This window comes from Sphingomonas sp. ACRSK, from assembly GCF_022346685.1.
GTDB lineage: Bacteria > Pseudomonadota > Alphaproteobacteria > Sphingomonadales > Sphingomonadaceae > Sphingomonas > Sphingomonas molluscorum.
Window position 1 is genome coordinate 86,132 of record NZ_JAKRNR010000008.1, and the last position, 14,470, is coordinate 100,601.

The 14,470-nt window shown below is 69.9% G+C and carries 14 protein-coding genes; 10 read left to right on the top strand and 4 right to left on the bottom strand.

Annotated elements, in window-relative coordinates:
• Positions 1-30: 30 nt before the first annotated feature.
• Positions 31-873, bottom strand: coding sequence for a hypothetical protein (locus tag MHZ35_RS06385; protein WP_239434851.1), 843 nt, complete (start codon positions 871-873; stop codon positions 31-33).
• A 91-nt stretch (positions 874-964) separates the two neighbouring features.
• Between MHZ35_RS06385 and MHZ35_RS06390 the strand changes: the two genes are divergently transcribed.
• The 10 genes from MHZ35_RS06390 (at position 965) to tal (ending at position 11,204) form a co-directional block, all read left to right on the top strand.
• Positions 965-1,627: a DUF4129 domain-containing protein gene (locus MHZ35_RS06390; protein ID WP_239434852.1), complete on the top strand. Its 663-nt coding sequence runs from the start codon at positions 965-967 to the stop codon at positions 1,625-1,627.
• The gene (locus tag MHZ35_RS06395) at positions 1,624-2,856 is read left to right on the top strand and encodes a hypothetical protein (protein ID WP_239434853.1); all 1,233 of its coding nucleotides are present in this window, start codon (positions 1,624-1,626) and stop codon (positions 2,854-2,856) included. The genes MHZ35_RS06390 and MHZ35_RS06395 overlap by 4 nt, the downstream gene beginning before the upstream one ends.
• Positions 2,853-3,809, top strand: a complete 957-nt coding sequence (locus MHZ35_RS06400; RefSeq protein ID WP_239434854.1) for an AAA family ATPase — start codon at positions 2,853-2,855, stop codon at positions 3,807-3,809. Before MHZ35_RS06395 ends, MHZ35_RS06400 begins: the two co-directional genes overlap by 4 nt.
• Positions 3,806-5,077 (top strand): DUF58 domain-containing protein, encoded by a 1,272-nt coding sequence (locus tag MHZ35_RS06405; protein ID WP_239434855.1) that lies wholly within the window; start codon positions 3,806-3,808, stop codon positions 5,075-5,077. The genes MHZ35_RS06400 and MHZ35_RS06405 overlap by 4 nt, the downstream gene beginning before the upstream one ends.
• Positions 5,074-6,069, top strand: a complete 996-nt coding sequence (locus MHZ35_RS06410) for a stage II sporulation protein M (protein WP_239434856.1) — start codon at positions 5,074-5,076, stop codon at positions 6,067-6,069. Before MHZ35_RS06405 ends, MHZ35_RS06410 begins: the two co-directional genes overlap by 4 nt.
• The gene (locus MHZ35_RS06415) at positions 6,062-6,943 is read left to right on the top strand and encodes an RDD family protein (protein ID WP_239434857.1); all 882 of its coding nucleotides are present in this window, start codon (positions 6,062-6,064) and stop codon (positions 6,941-6,943) included. The genes MHZ35_RS06410 and MHZ35_RS06415 overlap by 8 nt, the downstream gene beginning before the upstream one ends.
• A 15-nt stretch (positions 6,944-6,958) precedes the next feature.
• The gene (locus MHZ35_RS06420) at positions 6,959-7,519 is read left to right on the top strand and encodes a GNAT family N-acetyltransferase (protein WP_239434858.1); all 561 of its coding nucleotides are present in this window, start codon (positions 6,959-6,961) and stop codon (positions 7,517-7,519) included.
• A 209-nt stretch (positions 7,520-7,728) separates the two neighbouring features.
• On the top strand, positions 7,729-8,808 hold the full coding sequence (dinB, locus tag MHZ35_RS06425) for a DNA polymerase IV (RefSeq protein ID WP_239434859.1): 1,080 nt from the start codon (positions 7,729-7,731) through the stop codon (positions 8,806-8,808).
• On the top strand, positions 8,805-10,004 hold the full coding sequence (locus MHZ35_RS06430; protein ID WP_239434860.1) for an FAD-dependent oxidoreductase: 1,200 nt from the start codon (positions 8,805-8,807) through the stop codon (positions 10,002-10,004). Before dinB ends, MHZ35_RS06430 begins: the two co-directional genes overlap by 4 nt.
• 78 nt (positions 10,005-10,082) lie before the next feature.
• Entirely contained in the window at positions 10,083-11,204 is a 1,122-nt protein-coding gene (gene tal / locus MHZ35_RS06435) for a transaldolase (RefSeq protein WP_239434861.1), read from the top strand.
• Between the two features lie 97 nt (positions 11,205-11,301).
• Here the strand turns inward: tal and MHZ35_RS06440 are convergent, their stop codons facing one another.
• The 3 genes from MHZ35_RS06440 to MHZ35_RS06450 all read right to left on the bottom strand — a co-directional run bounded on the left by MHZ35_RS06440 (position 11,302) and on the right by MHZ35_RS06450 (position 14,465).
• A complete protein-coding gene (locus MHZ35_RS06440; protein ID WP_446741019.1) occupies positions 11,302-12,723 on the bottom strand; it encodes an amino acid permease in 1,422 nt (473 codons plus the stop codon).
• Positions 12,724-12,748: 25 nt separating this feature from the next.
• A complete protein-coding gene (locus MHZ35_RS06445; RefSeq protein WP_239434863.1) occupies positions 12,749-13,405 on the bottom strand; it encodes a GntR family transcriptional regulator in 657 nt (218 codons plus the stop codon).
• Between the two features lie 61 nt (positions 13,406-13,466).
• Entirely contained in the window at positions 13,467-14,465 is a 999-nt protein-coding gene (locus MHZ35_RS06450) for a 4-hydroxyproline epimerase (RefSeq protein WP_239434864.1), read from the bottom strand.
• Positions 14,466-14,470: the final 5 nt, after the last annotated feature.

The following is a 14,470-nucleotide window of genomic DNA, read 5'->3' on the forward strand; positions in this document are numbered from 1 at the left end:
CTGTTCTCCGTTCCTGTCGATGTCGGGCGGTCATGCGAACACCGCCTCCAGATCCTCGCCCACCAGCCCTTCGCGTTCGGACTTGAGCTGGTGGTAGATGGTGGAAAGCCCGGCCGCACCCATCGCGCCGGTGAGGGTGGCGACCAGCGTCTGGATGACGATGCTGCCGATCCGGGCGCCGCTGGTCTGGCTGGCGAGCGCGAAGCCCTGGCCCATGCCGCCGAACAGCGACCAGGCCACGAACACGATCGCGAAGAGCAGCAGCAGCCGCCAGCGGGCGCCGCGCAGGAGCTCCCCGCTGCGCGCGAAGCTGGCAAAGATGCCGGGACGCTCGGCGACCAGGACCGGGAGCACGATCGCCCAGGTCAGCATCAGCACCAGTCCCGGGATGATGAAGAGCATCAACCCGAGGGCGACGCCCACCCACAGCAGCAGCCGGACGAGAATGGCGGGCAGCAACAGCCGCAGTCCCTGCGCCAGCGCCGGCCCGAACTGCACCGGCCGCCCGGCAAGCACGTCGAGCGCGATCGCGATCATCACGACTTCGCCCAGCGTGCCCACCAGCAGGCTGACGAGCCAGCCGATGCCGAGGGCGGTCAGCACCTGCTCGTCCGGCATGGTAAACATCCGGGCCGTCGCGTCGAAGCCGAGTGCCGTCTGGAGGGCGGTGGCTGGCAGCGCGATCGTCACCAGGCTGGTCGCCAGCATCGGCAGGCGCGCACGGCCGATCGTCGAGAAGCTCTGCGAGACCACGTCGGTGATGCGGAAGCGCCAGGGATCTCGTCGCGCCTCGGTACGCGCCGCGAAGATCAGGGCGGCGATGAACAGGAACGGCAGCGCAAGCAGCACCACCAACATCAATATGACTGCCATGGATCCCCCGCCCCCCGCCGGTTCGCCAAGCCTAGGCGAAAAGCGTTGCGTGTAAATCGGCGATTTGCTCCAACGGCGCGCAGGGGGACGAATGACGGCACGCGCATCCATGGAGGCCGCATCGGCGGCAGCGCCGCCCGACCCCGCGCGCGTGGCCGAGGCGCATCGCACGATCCTGGCCGACAAGAGCATCCAGTTCGACCTGCCGATGCGGCACATCGAGGCGCGCGAGGCGCCCGAGTGGCTGAAAGCGCTGGGCAGAGCGATCGCGCGCTTCGTCGCCTGGGTCGGAGACGGCTGGACCGTGATCGGCTGGATCGCGGCGGCGGTGGTGGTCGCGGTGCTGCTGTTCGCGCTGGTTCCGGGACTGCGTGAGTGGGTGCTCTCGATCGTGCGGCGCGGCCGCAGCGACGTGGACGAGACGCCGCAGTGGGCGCCGACCGAAGGCCAGGCACGCGCGCTGCTGGAAGAGGCGGACGCGCTGGCTGCCGGCGGCCGCTATGACGAGGCGGTGCACCTGATCCTGTTCCGCAGCATCGACGACATTGCCGCCTGGCGGGGCGAGCTGGTGCGCCCCTCCTCCACCAGCCGCGACATCGCGCGGGCCGAGGGGCTGCCGGGCGAGGCGCGCGGGGTGTTCGCGCGGATCGTGGCTGCGGTGGAGCGCAGCTGGTTCGGCGGGCGTGCGCTGGAGGTGGCCGACTGGGAAGCTGCCCGCGCGGATTACGCCCGGTTCGCACTGAAGACCGCATGAGCGCGACGACCGAGCCCTTTGCGCGGCGCACCGCGATCGTGCTGGTGGTGGCCGGCACGCTGCTGGCGCTGGCAGCGATCCTGCTCAACGGCTTTTCCGACGTGCTTTCGCGCCAGCTGGGCTCGCTTCCGGCCGCGGACGAGAAGCATGGCGCCGGCTATTATGCGCTTCGCCAGCTGGTCGACCGCACCGGCGGCGGCGGATCGCTGGTGGTCGATCCGGACGATCTGGCCGCGATGCCGGAGCTGGCCGTGCTGACGCCGGCGATCGACACCCAGCCCGAGCAGGTGGCCAAGCTGGTGCAGGCGCGCGAGGCGCATGCGGCCGCAGCGGAGGCGGAGGACGCGGAGGAAAGCGGCGACTTCCCGACGCTGATCGTGCTGCCCAAGTGGCACGTGGCGGCGCTGCCGCTGCAGCCCAATCGGGTGCAGCGCGTGGGGCTGCTGAGTTCCGAGAAGGTCGCAGCGCTGGTGCCCGCCAAGGCTGTCGACACGACCTATGGCGCGACGCAGGAGATGCGCAGCGCCCCGGGCTGGAAGTTCCGGCCCTTCCTGGCGCCCCGTTTTCTGAGCGCCGTAACGGGCAAGGCACTGGTCCCGGTCCTGCGGGACGAAGACGGGGCGGCGGTGCTGGCGCGGATCGGGCAGTCGAACACCTATGTGCTGTCCGACCCGGACCTCCTCAACAATGCCGCGCTCAAGCACCCGCAGAATGCGCAGGCGGCGATCGCGCTGCTCGCGGCGCTCGACCCGAAATATCCAGGTGCGGCCGTGTTCGACGCCTCGCTGCACTATGGCCCAGGCGACCGCAACCTGGTGAAGCTGCTGTTCACGCCGCCGTTCCTGGCCGCGACCCTGGCGATGATCGCCGCCGCAGTACTCGCCGGGCTAGCAACCGCGGTGCGGTTCGGCCCGGTGCTGCGCGAGCGGCGGGCGGTGGCGCTGGGGAAAGCGGCGCTGATCGACAACATCGCCGCGCTCACCCGCCTGTCCGGCCGCACCCTGTCGGCCGGCGCCCGCTATGCCGACATCGCGCGCGAGGGGCTGGTTCGCACCATGGACCTGCCGCGCGACCTGGACGAGGCCGGCGTGCTGGAGCGCCTTGACCGGCTGGGCGACCGCCCCGCCCCCTATTCGCAAATCGACCATCGCCTGCGCACCGCCCGTACCGAGGCGGAGCTGGTGGCGGCGGCCCGACAACTCCACGCATGGAAGGACGCATTGGCATGACGCTCGAAGAGGTCCGGTCGCTCGGACAGGCGATCGACCGCGAGATCGCAAAGGCCGTGGTGGACCAGGGGCCGGTGGTACGCTTCCTGGCGATCGCGCTGTTTTCCGCCGGCCATGTGCTGCTGGAGGGGCCGCCGGGCACCGCCAAGACGCTGCTGGCGCAGAGCTTCGCACGCTCGCTGAGCCTGAACTTCGGGCGCATCCAGTTCACGCCCGACCTGATGCCGGGCGACATCATCGGCGCGAACCTGTTCAACTTCCAGACGTCGAGCTTCGCGCTCACCAAGGGGCCGGTGTTCTGCGAGCTGCTGCTGGCCGACGAGATCAACCGCACCCCGCCCAAGACTCAGGCGGCGCTGCTGGAGGCGATGCAGGAGCGCGCGATCACCACCGACGGGCGCACCGAGCGGCTGTCGGACCGCTTCACCGTGGTCGCGACCCAGAACCCGATCGAGCAGCAGGGCGTATATCCCCTACCAGAGGCACAGCTCGACCGCTTCCTCTTCAAGCTGTCGATCGGCTGGCCGTCCGAGGAATCGGAGCGCGCGATCGTCGCGCAGTACGGCAACCGCACCGGTACGCCGCGCCCCGAGGATTCGGGCGTGCAGCCGGTCGCGGGTGCCGCGGAGATTGCAGCCGCCATTGCTGCGGTGTCGGAGGTACGACTGGTCGATCCGGTGATCGACTATATCGTGCGGCTGGTGCGGGCGACCCGCGAGCACCCCGACATCGCCAGTGGCGCCTCCCCGCGTGCGGCTTCGGCGATGGCGGCGGCGGCACGGGCGGCGGCAGCGCTGGAGGGGCGGGACTATGTCATCCCCGACGACGTGAAGCTGCTTGCCCCGGCGCTGCTGCGCCACCGGCTGATCCTGTCGCCTGCGGCCGAGATCGACGGGCGGCGGATCGACGATGTCGTGACCGGCCTGATCGACGCGACCGAGGCGCCGCGTTGATCTATCCCACCCAGCGCGCGGTGTGGCTGGTCGCCGCGGCGGCCCCGGTGGCGCTCGCCATCGGCATCGTCGCGCCCGGCGCCTGGGTGGCAGCACTCGGCTGGGTGGTCTTGATGGTGGTGCTGGTCGTCGTCGATGCGCTGCTGGCGCCGCCGCTCGGCAGCGCCCGGCTGTCGATCGCGACCCCGGCGGCGATCCATGTCGGCGAGACGTTCGACCTGGCACCCCGACTGGAGCAGGACACGCGCGTGCTGCCTGCCGCCTTCGCCGCGGAGATTTCCGGCCCGCTGGAGCGCGAGGGGCCGCGCACCAGCACACGCTTTCGGGCCGTGCGGCGCGGGCGCGCGGTGGTCGAGGCGCTGTGGGCGCGCCATGCCGGGCCGATGGGGCTCGCCTGGCGGCAGACGCGTCGGCCAGGCGGCCAGGCGATCGCCGTCATGCCCGACATCCGTCCCGTCCGCGACGAGGGGATGCGCCAGTATCTCAACAGCCAGCATACCGGCCTGCGCATGCGGCGCGACAGCGGCGAGGGGCAGGAATTCCAGGTACTCACCGACTTCCAGCCCGGCATGGAACGGCGCACCATCGACTGGAAGGCGTCGGCCAAGCACGCGTCGCTGCTTGCCCGCGAGTACCAGACCGAGCGCGACAATGCGGTGGTGTTCGCGGTCGACGCCGGGCGCGCGATGAGCGATCCCGTCGGCGGCGTGCCGCGGGTCGACAGGGCGGTCTCGGCAGCGCTGCTCGCCGCGTTCGTGGCGCTGAAGTCGGGCGACCGGGCGCGGCTCTATTCCTTTGCCGCCCGGCCGCAGGTGGATTCGGGCACGCTGTCGGGCACGCGCGGCTTTGCCCGGCTCCATCATGCCGCGGCCGACATCGACTATGGCACCGACGAGAGCAACTACACCCTGTCGCTGGTGACGCTGGACGGCCGTCTGGAGCGGCGATCGCTGGTGGTGCTGTTCACCGAGTTCACCGATCCCACCAGCGCGGAATTGATGCTCGCCGCCGCCCAGCGCATGCTCAAGCGCCACCGGCTGCTGTTCGTGCTGTTCCGCGACGAAGAGCTGGAGGGGATCCAGGATGCCGAGCCGAAGGAGGCCGACGATGTGGTGCGCGCGACTGTCGCCCATGCGCTGCTGCGCGAGCGGCGGATCGTGATCCAACGGCTGCGACGGATGGGCGTGGACGTGATCGAGGCGCCGGCCGAGGCGATGGCGCTCCGGCTGGTCGAGCGGTATCTCCGCCACCGGGAGCGGGTGGCATGAACGCGCCACTGTTCGCCAGCCGCCACTTCCGTGCCGAGCGCGAGGCCGATTGGGCGCGGCTGGAGGCGTTGCTCGACGTCGTCGAGAGCAAGAGCCCGCGCCGCCTGTCCGAAGAGGATCTGTTCGAGCTGCCGCGGTTGTATCGCGCGACCTTGTCGGCACTGTCGGTCGCGCGCGAGACGTCGCTGGACGCGTCGCTGGTCGACTATCTCGAGCGGCTGTCGACCCGCGCCTATTTCGTGCTCTACGGCTGCCGCGCGCCGTGGGGGCGGCAGATCGTCGATTTCTTTGGGCGCGGGCTGCCGCAGGCGGTGCGCACGCTGTGGCCCGAGATCCTGGTGGCGACGCTGCTCACCATCTTGAGCGCCGTTGCCGCCTACGCCTTGATCCGCGCCGAACCGGCGTGGTTCGGCGCGATCATGCCTCCCGAGATGGCGAGCGGCCGCGACATGAGCGCCTCCACCGAGTTCCTGCGCAAGTCGCTCTACGACAAGCCGGAGGACGGCGGGCTGGAGGTGTTCGCGGCCTTTCTGTTCACCCATAACGCGCAGGTCTCGTTCCTGTGCTTTGCGCTGGGCTTTGCGCTCGGCATTCCGACGCTGATCCTGCTGGTGCAGAACGGCGCGATGCTGGGTGCGATCTTCGCGGTCTATACGCCGCATGGCCTCGCGCCCGGGCTGTTCGGCTGGCTGATGATCCACGGATCGACCGAGTTGAGCGCGATCGTCCTGGCCGCCGCCGCAGGGCTGCGGATCGGACGCACCATCGCCTTTCCGGGCGAGCGCGGACGCGTCGCTGCCGCAGGGGCGGCCGGCCGGACCGCCGCCACCGTGATGCTGGGCGTCATCCTGATGCTGCTGGTGGCCGGCCTGCTGGAGGGGTTCGCGCGCCAGCTGGTGACCAGCGACAGCGCACGGTACGCCATCGCCGGTGCGATGTTCGCCCTGTGGGTCGGCTATTTCAGCCTCGTCGGACGCCGTCACCGTGGCTAGGCGCCCGCGCAAGCCACGCCCGCCGCTGTCGCTCGACCGCGCGCTGGTGACGCCCGAGGGGGTGACGCTCCACGTGCGGTTGGGCAGCGGCGGCGCGCGCGCCGGCGCACTGGTGCTGGACCTGCTGGTCATGCTGGCGATCCTGATCGGCTTCACCCTGCTGGTGGTGCTGCTCGCCCAAGCGGGAGGAACCGCGACCGGCCCGCTGCTGATGGTCGTGTGGCTGCTCGGGTTCTTCCTGCTGCGCAACTTCTACTTCGTGGCGTTCGAGGCGGGCGGGCGCGCGGCGACGCCGGGCAAGCGGATGCAGAAGCTGCGGGTGGTGGCGCGGGACGGGGGGCGGCTGACCCCGACGGCCGTGCTGGCGCGCAACCTGATGCGCGAGGTCGAGCTGTTCCTGCCGCTGAGCTTCCTCCCCTTTGCCTTTGCGGAAGGGACGATCGACGGCTGGGTCGGCTTTCTGGCGCTCGGCTGGGCGTGCCTGTTCCTGTTCTTCCTGCTGTTCAACCGCGACCGATTGCGCGCGGGCGACCTGGTGGCGGGCACCTGGGTGGTGGAGAACGAGCGCGGGCAGATCGGCGCGGAACTGCTCGATCCGGCCGCGCTGGAGGGCGATCGCTATCGCTTCGCGCCGCACGAACTCGCCGCCTATGGCGCATTCGAGTTGCACAAGCTGGAGGACGTGCTGCGCCGGAACGACCGGCACGACCAGTTCATGGTGGCGCGCACCATCCGCACCAAGCTCGGCCGCAACCCCGACGAGGGCTATGACCGTGAGTTTCTGGAAGCCTATTACGCAGCGCTGCGGCTGGAACTCGAACGCAAGCTCCTGTTCGGCAAGCGCAAGAAGGACAAGCACGACCAGCAGGGTTGAGGGGGAGACGGTTCGATGGAAGGCACCCACGCGCGCGGCGAACCGGTACTCGAGACCGAGCGCCTCCTCCTCACCCGCCCCACGCTCGCGGACCTGGACGACAGCCACGCGATGCTGAGCGATGCGGGCGTGATGGCCTTCATCGGCGGCCAGCCGATCCGCCGTGAGGATGCGTGGAACAAGCTGCTGCGCAACATCGGCCACTGGACGGCCTTTGGCTATGGCATCTTCACCGTCCGCGAGAAGGACGGCGGGCGCTTCCTGGGCGAAGTGGGAATCGCCCATTTCGCGCGCGGGTTCGGCGCCGCCTTTGATCCCTTTCCGGAGGCGGCTTGGATCCTGGCGGCGCAGGGCCATGGCAGGGGCTATGCCACGGAAGCGGTGCAGGCAGCGCATGCGTGGATGGCCGAGGTGCATGGCACGGAACGCACGGTGTGCCTCATCCACCCCGACAATCAGCCGTCGCGGCGGGTGGCGGAGAAGCTCGGCTACCGGCGCTTCGGCGAGGTCCGCTATCGCGACGCGCCGGGCATCCTGTTCGAGCGGGGCGAGCTCGGCGCTGAGGTGATACCGTAGCAAGAGCTTATCCGTACCCCGGCGAAGGCCGGGGGCCAGTTGCGGTGCAATCGCGATGTGCCACGCGCCTCAACCGTTCCCCAACTGGGCCCCGGCCTTCGCCGGGGTACGGGCTCACCGCGGCTCTGATGCCGGCACCGTGATAGCGAAGAGGCACCAAGGTTGGCGGGTGACAGCGAGGACGTTTGTTCCTATCCTGTTCGCGTGCCATGACCCGCAAGATCATCCATGTCGACATGGACGCCTTTTTCGCGTCGGTGGAGCAGCGCGACGCGCCGGAGCTGCGCGGGCGGCCCGTGGCGGTGGGCGGCTCGAGCGGGCGCGGGGTGGTCGCGGCGGCGAGCTACGAGGCGCGGCGCTTCGGGGTACGCTCGGCGATGCCCTCGGCGCGGGCGATCCGACAGTGCCCGGAACTGGTGTTCGTGCGGCCGCGCTTCGATGTCTATCGCGCGGTGTCGCAGCAGATCCGCGCGATCTTCCACAGCTATACGCCGCTGGTCGAGCCGCTGTCGCTGGACGAGGCCTATCTGGACGTGACCGAGAACCTCGCGGGGCTGCCGTCCGCGACCGAGACGGCGCTGGAGATCCGGCGGCGCATCCGCGAGGAAACCGGCCTCACCGCGTCGGCCGGCATTTCCTACAACAAGTTTCTGGCGAAGCTCGCCTCCGACGCCAACAAGCCGGACGGGCAGTGCGTCATCCCGCCAGGGGCCGGCGAGGCGTTCGTCGCCAAGCTGGAGGTGGGGCGCTTCCACGGCATCGGCCCGCGCACGGCCGAGAAGATGGCCGGGCTCGGCATCCACACCGGCGCCGACCTGCGGGCGCAGGAACTGCCCTGGCTGCGCGCCCATTTCGGCAAGTCGGGCGAATGGTATTACCGCGTCGCCCGCGGCGAGGACCACCGTCCCGTGACGCCGGACCGGGTGCGCAAGTCGTCCGGATCGGAAACCACCTACGCCACCAACCTCGTCACGCCCGAGGCGGTGGAGGACGGAATCCGCGCCATGGCCGATGATGTCTGGGAATGGTGTGAACGCACGCGCAGTTCCGGACGCACCGTGACGACCAAGATCCGCTTTGCCGACTTCCGCACCCTGACGCGCAGTCGCAGCCTGGCCGATCCGGTCGGCGACCGGGAAACGCTGCACGCGGTCGCGGTGGAGCTGGTGCGCGGGCTGTACCCGCTGCCGATGGGCGTGCGGCTGCTGGGCGTCACCCTCTCCAACCTTGGCCCCCTGCCCGATCCGGCGACACCGGGCGTGCAGATGGCGCTGGACCTGGCGCGATGACGGTGCGGACGATCGCAGTGGCGGGCTGCGGCCCCGCCGGCTTGGCAGCCGCGCTGCTGCTCGCGCGGGACGGCCACCGCGTCACCCTGTTCGAGCGGTTCGCGACGCCGCAGCCGATCGGATCAGGGCTGATGCTGCAGCCGACCGGGCTTGCGGTAATGCAGGAGCTGGGGCTGACGGAGGCGGTGCTGGCGCGGGGGGCGCGCGTCGACCGCCTGCTCGGGTGCACGGCCAAGGGCAGCGTCGTGCTGGATGTCGCCTATCGGGCGCTCAAGGGCGAGCGCTTCGGGCTCGGCATCCACCGGGCGAGCCTATTCGGCGTGTTGTTCGATGCTGCGATCGCAGCCGCTATCCCGATCGAGACGGGTCGGACGGTGATCGGCAGCGAGCCGGCGAGCGACGACGGTCGCCGCCTGCTCTTCGAAGACGGCACCCGCAGCGTGCGGTTCGACCTGGTGGTCGACGCGCTGGGCAGCCGCACGCCGCTGGCACCGCCCACGGGCCGCGAACTCGCCTATGGCGCGCTGTGGACGAGCCTCGCCTGGCCCGAAGGGAGCGCGCTGTCGCCGAGCACGCTGGAGCAGCGCTATCACCGGGCGAGCCAAATGGTCGGCGTGCTGCCGACGGGCAAGCGCGCCAGTGGCGGTGGCGCCGAAGCCTCGCTGTTCTGGTCGCTGCGGCTCGACCGGCTGGAAGCGTGGCGGGCGGCTGGACTGGCGGCGTGGAAGGCGGAGGTGCAGGCGCTGTGGCCGGCAACCGAGCCGCTGCTCGCCCGGATCGACCATCCCGACCAACTCGCCGTCGCGCGCTATGCGCACCGTACGCTCTCGCACCCGGCCGGGCATGGCATGATCCACATCGGCGACGCCTGGCACTCGGCGAGCCCGCAGTTGGGCCAGGGGGCGAACATGGCGCTGCTCGATGCCTTTGCGCTGCGGCAGGGGCTGCGCGGTGCCGCGACGATGGAGGCAGGGTTGGCGCGCACGGTGGCGCTACGACGGCGGCACGTCGGGCTGTACCAGGCGCTGACGGCGCTGCTGACGCCGGTCTATCAGTCCGATAGCCGGGTGATTCCCGCATCCCGCGACCGGCTGGTGGCGCCGCTCTCCCGCCTGCCGCTGGTGGAGCGGATCCAGGCTGCGCTGGTGGCGGGACTGGTCGGCCGGCCGCTCGCGAAGCTGGCCCTGCACGCGTGAGTCGATTTTTGCCGCGGCTGGCGGCATAGCGCTCCCAAAGCCGGGCTCTGGGTCCGGCGCAGGCTGAAAGGACAGGTAATGGGGCTGCTCAACGATCTCGGCGCCAAGGGCACCGCACCGTGGCTCGACTTCGTCGACCGCAAGTTCCTGGAAGCGGGCGGGCTGGAAAAGCTCGTCGCAGAGGACGGGCTGACCGGCGTCACCTCCAACCCCGCCATCTTCGAAAAGGCGATGGGCTATGGCGATGCCTATGACGCGACGCTGGCGGCCTATGACGCCGCCCATCCGGGTGCGGCGACCATCGATCGCTATGAGCATCTGGCGATCCAGGACATCAAGGCCGCGGCTGAGACGCTGCGCCCGGTCTATGACCGTACCGATGCCAGGGACGGCTATGTCAGCCTGGAAGTGTCGCCCTATATCGCCGACGATACCGACGCGACCATCGCCGAGGCGCAGAAGCTGTGGGCGGCGGTCGACCGGCCGAACCTCATGATCAAGATCCCGGGCACGCCGGCAGGTGCGCCCGCGATCGCGGCGACGGTTGCGGCCGGCATCAACGTCAACGTGACGCTGCTGTTTTCGCTGGAGGCGTATCAGCGCGTCGCCGAGGCGCATGTCGCGGGTCTTGAGCAGCGCGCGGCACAGGGCCTGCCGATCGACCGGATCGCGGGCGTCGCGAGCTTCTTCGTCAGCCGCATCGACGCGGTGATGGACAAGGCGATCGACACGCGCGTCGCCGAGGGCGATCCCGAGGCCGAGGCGCTGAAGGCGCTGCGCGGCAAGGTCGCGATCGCCAACGCCAAGGCCGCCTATGCCTGGTACCAGGACTTCATCGGGAGCGAGCGCTGGCAGGCACTCGCCGCCAAGGGCGCACAGCCGCAGCGGCTGTTGTGGGCGTCGACCGGGACCAAGGACCCGGCGTACCCGGATACGCTCTACGTCGACGCGCTGATTGGCGCCGACACGGTCAACACCATGCCGCCCAAGACCATGGACGCGTTCCGCGAGCGCGGCACCGTCGCCGACACGCTCACCGCCGATCTGGACGGCGCGCGCTACGTGCTGGCGGAGGCCGAGCGGCTGGGCCTGGACCTGGACGGCGTCACCCAGCGGCTGGTGGAAGAAGGCGTTGCTCAGTTCGTGAAGGCATTCGACGACCTGCTGGGGGCCATCGCCAAGAAGCACCCCGGCGCCTGAACGACAAACGGGAGGTGCGGCATCCCGCACCTCCCGCACTGTCCCGGCGCTGATGCCGGGCGAAGACCTGGACGCGGCGTCGGTGCGCCGCGCAGGTTCAGGCGGCGGCGACCGGCTTCGGTTCGCGCGCCTCGCTGTGGCGACGGCCATAGGCGAAGTAGATCACCAGACCGATGACGTTCCACAGCGCGAAGCGGGTGATGGTGGAGCTCGGCAGGCTGATGAACAGATAGATGCAGCCGAGGATCGCGAGCGTGCCGACCACATAGGGCGCCGGGCAGCGGAACAGCCGCGGCAGCTCCGGGAAGCGGCGGCGCAGGATCATCAGGCAGGCGCCGACCGCGATGAAGGCAACCAGCGTGCCCGCATTGGCGAGCTCGGCGATCTCGTCGAGGCGGAAGAAGCCGGCGACGGCGGCGACCGACACGCCGGTCACGAGCGTGATCAGGGTCGGGGCGCCGGTACGCGCGCTGACCTTCGCAAGGCCGCGCGGAAGCAGGCCGTCGCGCGCCATCACGAAGAAGATGCGGCTCTGCCCATACATCATCACCAGGATCACCGAGGGCAGCGCCACCACCGCAGCAAGCGCGATCAGGTGGGCGGCGACCGGCTGCTGGAGCGAGCGCAGCACCAGCGCGAGCGGCTCCGGCGAGTTGGCGAGCGCGGTGTAGGGCAACGCACCGACGGCTGCGACCGCGACCGCCATGTAGATGATCGTGCACACCAGCATCGAGCCGACGATGCCGATGGTGAGGTCACGCCCCGGGTTCTTGGCCTCTTCGGCCGAGGTCGCCACCGCGTCGAAGCCATAGAAGGCGAAGAACACGATCGCGGCCGCCGCCATGACGCCGCGCTTCTCGCCCATCACCTCGGTGCTGCCGAAGCCATAGGGCATGAACGGCTGGAGGTTGTCGGCCTGGAACGCGGGCAGCGCAAAGGCGACGAAGACGCTGAGCGCAACCAGCTTGATGATGACGAGGATGATGTTGAGGGTCGCGCTCTCGCGCGTGCCGGCGATCAGCATGCCCATGACGGAGAGCGCGACCAGCACGGCCGGCAGGTTGATGATGCCGCCATCATGCGGCCCCACCAGCAGCGCCTGCGGCAGGGTCACGCCCGCCGCCTGGATCCAGCCGACGAGATAACCGGACCAGCCGACCGCAACGGTCGAGCAGGCGAGCGAATATTCGAGGATCAGGCTCCAGCCGACGATCCAGGCGATCCCCTCGCCCATCGCGGTATAGCTGAAGGTATAGGCGCTGCCCGCGGCCGGGATCAGCGTCGCCATCTCGGCATAGGCGAGTGCCGCGCAGGCGCAGACCGCCCCGGCGATGGCGAAGGCGAGGATCACGGCAGGGCCGGCACGCTCGGCACCGACGCCGGTGAGCGTGTAGATGCCGGTGCCGACGATGGCGCCGACCCCCAGCGCGATCAGGTGCGGCCAGCTCAGCGTCTTGGCGAGCCGGTGCCCCTCCTGTTGACTGCTCATCGTGTGGATCGATTTACGCGGCCCGAACATCGGCTCTCCCCCCTGGTTTTTCGTCTTAGCCGGACAATTCCGAGCCGAACTGGCTCCGAAGATCGTCCAGCGTTGCCTGGATGTGTGCGCTCAGCAGCCGTTCCACCGTTGGCCCGTCGCCGGCGAGCCAGGCGTCGAGCAGGTCGCGATGCTCCAGGTGCGCGCGATCCTCGCGTCCGGCGGGCTGGAGGTGCGCGATGACATAGCGTTCGGACAGCACCGTCAGCCGCTCGACCAGCTGGGTGGTGAGCAACCGCCCGCTCGGGCGCACGAGCGCGGTGTGAAAGGTCCGGTTGCAGCTGGCGACGCTCGCGAGATTGTTGCTGGCGGCGCTGTCCAGCGCCTCGAACGCTGCGATGGTGGCCGCACGGTCTGCGTCATCGGCGCGTTCCGCCGCGCGGGCAGCGGCCGGCGGCTCCAGCACCAGCCGCAGCTCGAAGATCTCCTCCGCTTCCGCGGCCGACATTGGACGCACGAAATAGCCGCGGTTCGCCTGGCTGGTGAGCAGCCCCTCCTGCTCCAGCCGCGCCAGCGCCTCACGCAGGGGGATTTTGCTCACCCCCAGTTCGTTGGCGAGCGCATCCTGGCGGATCGGCACCTCCCGCGGAAGAACGCCGGTGATGATCCGCTCGCGGATGATTTCGAATACCTGTTCAGAGAGCGTGCGGACGACGATGCTCATCTGCGAAAAACCTCCGGAGGGCCGCGACGGACCCGCCGACAATCGACTTTGGCCGCCAGGGTCACTTGACCTGGAAACCCTTCCAGAAAGGATCGGCGCGATCAATCCAGATCGTGTTGAAGCCGGTGGCGACCGCCGATCCCTCGATCGATGGGATGATCGCCGGCTGGTCGCCGATCGCGGTCTCCGCCTCCACCCGGCCGATGAAGCGGCTCCCGATGTAGCTTTCGTGGACGAAGCGCTCGCCCGTCTTCAACTGCCCCTTGGAGGCGAGATGGGCGAGACGCGCCGAGGTGCCGGTGCCGCAGGGGCTGCGATCGATCGCCCGGTCGCCGTAGAAGACGGCGTTGCGGCCAACGGCGCCATCGCCGCGCGGCTTGTCCGCCCACAGGATGTGGCTGACGCCGCGGATGGTGGGATCGAGCGGATGGACCGGCTCGAACTTCTGGCGGATCGCCGCCCGCAGGCGGCCGCTGAGTTCGACCAGTCGCGAGGCGCCGAGATCGTCGAGGCCGGGATAGGCACCCTGCGGCTCGACGATCGCGTAGTAGTTGCCGCCATAGGAGACGTCGACGCTGAGCGGCCCCAGCCCCTCCAGATCGACCTGGATGCCGGTCGCCGCGACATAGGCGGAGACGTTGGTGATGCGCACCGCCGTCACCTTGTCGCCTTGCGTCTCGTAGGCGACGTCGATCACCCCGGCCGGCACCTCGATGCGCAGCTTGCCGGGCGTGGCGGGCTGGATGAGGCCATGCTCCAGGCCGAAGGTGACCATGCCGATGGTCCCGTGCCCGCACATCGGCAGGCAGCCCGAGGTCTCGATGAACAGGATGCCGATGTCGGTGTCGGCCTGCGTCGGCGGGTAGAGGAATCCGCCCGACATCATGTCGTGCCCGCGCGGTTCGAAGCACAGGCCCGTGCGGATCCAGTCGAAGCGGGCCAAGAAGTCCTGGCGCCGCTCCGACATGGATGCCCCCTTCAAGAGCGGCGCGCCGCCCGCGACTAGGCGGACCGGATTGCCGGCGGTGTGGCCGTCGATACAGAAGAAGGTGTGCCGCATGGGTG

Coding starts and splice junctions, on each gene's coding strand:
- MHZ35_RS06385 (WP_239434851.1), bottom strand. CDS start 873: ATGGCAGTCATATTGATGTTGGTGGTGCTGCTTGCGCTGCCGTTCCTG.
- MHZ35_RS06390 (WP_239434852.1), top strand. CDS start 965: ATGACGGCACGCGCATCCATGGAGGCCGCATCGGCGGCAGCGCCGCCC.
- MHZ35_RS06395 (WP_239434853.1), top strand. CDS start 1,624: ATGAGCGCGACGACCGAGCCCTTTGCGCGGCGCACCGCGATCGTGCTG.
- MHZ35_RS06400 (WP_239434854.1), top strand. CDS start 2,853: ATGACGCTCGAAGAGGTCCGGTCGCTCGGACAGGCGATCGACCGCGAG.
- MHZ35_RS06410 (WP_239434856.1), top strand. CDS start 5,074: ATGAACGCGCCACTGTTCGCCAGCCGCCACTTCCGTGCCGAGCGCGAG.
- MHZ35_RS06420 (WP_239434858.1), top strand. CDS start 6,959: ATGGAAGGCACCCACGCGCGCGGCGAACCGGTACTCGAGACCGAGCGC.
- dinB (WP_239434859.1), top strand. CDS start 7,729: ATGACCCGCAAGATCATCCATGTCGACATGGACGCCTTTTTCGCGTCG.
- MHZ35_RS06430 (WP_239434860.1), top strand. CDS start 8,805: ATGACGGTGCGGACGATCGCAGTGGCGGGCTGCGGCCCCGCCGGCTTG.
- tal (WP_239434861.1), top strand. CDS start 10,083: ATGGGGCTGCTCAACGATCTCGGCGCCAAGGGCACCGCACCGTGGCTC.
- MHZ35_RS06440 (WP_446741019.1), bottom strand. CDS start 12,723: ATGTTCGGGCCGCGTAAATCGATCCACACGATGAGCAGTCAACAGGAG.
- MHZ35_RS06445 (WP_239434863.1), bottom strand. CDS start 13,405: ATGAGCATCGTCGTCCGCACGCTCTCTGAACAGGTATTCGAAATCATC.
- MHZ35_RS06450 (WP_239434864.1), bottom strand. CDS start 14,465: ATGCGGCACACCTTCTTCTGTATCGACGGCCACACCGCCGGCAATCCG.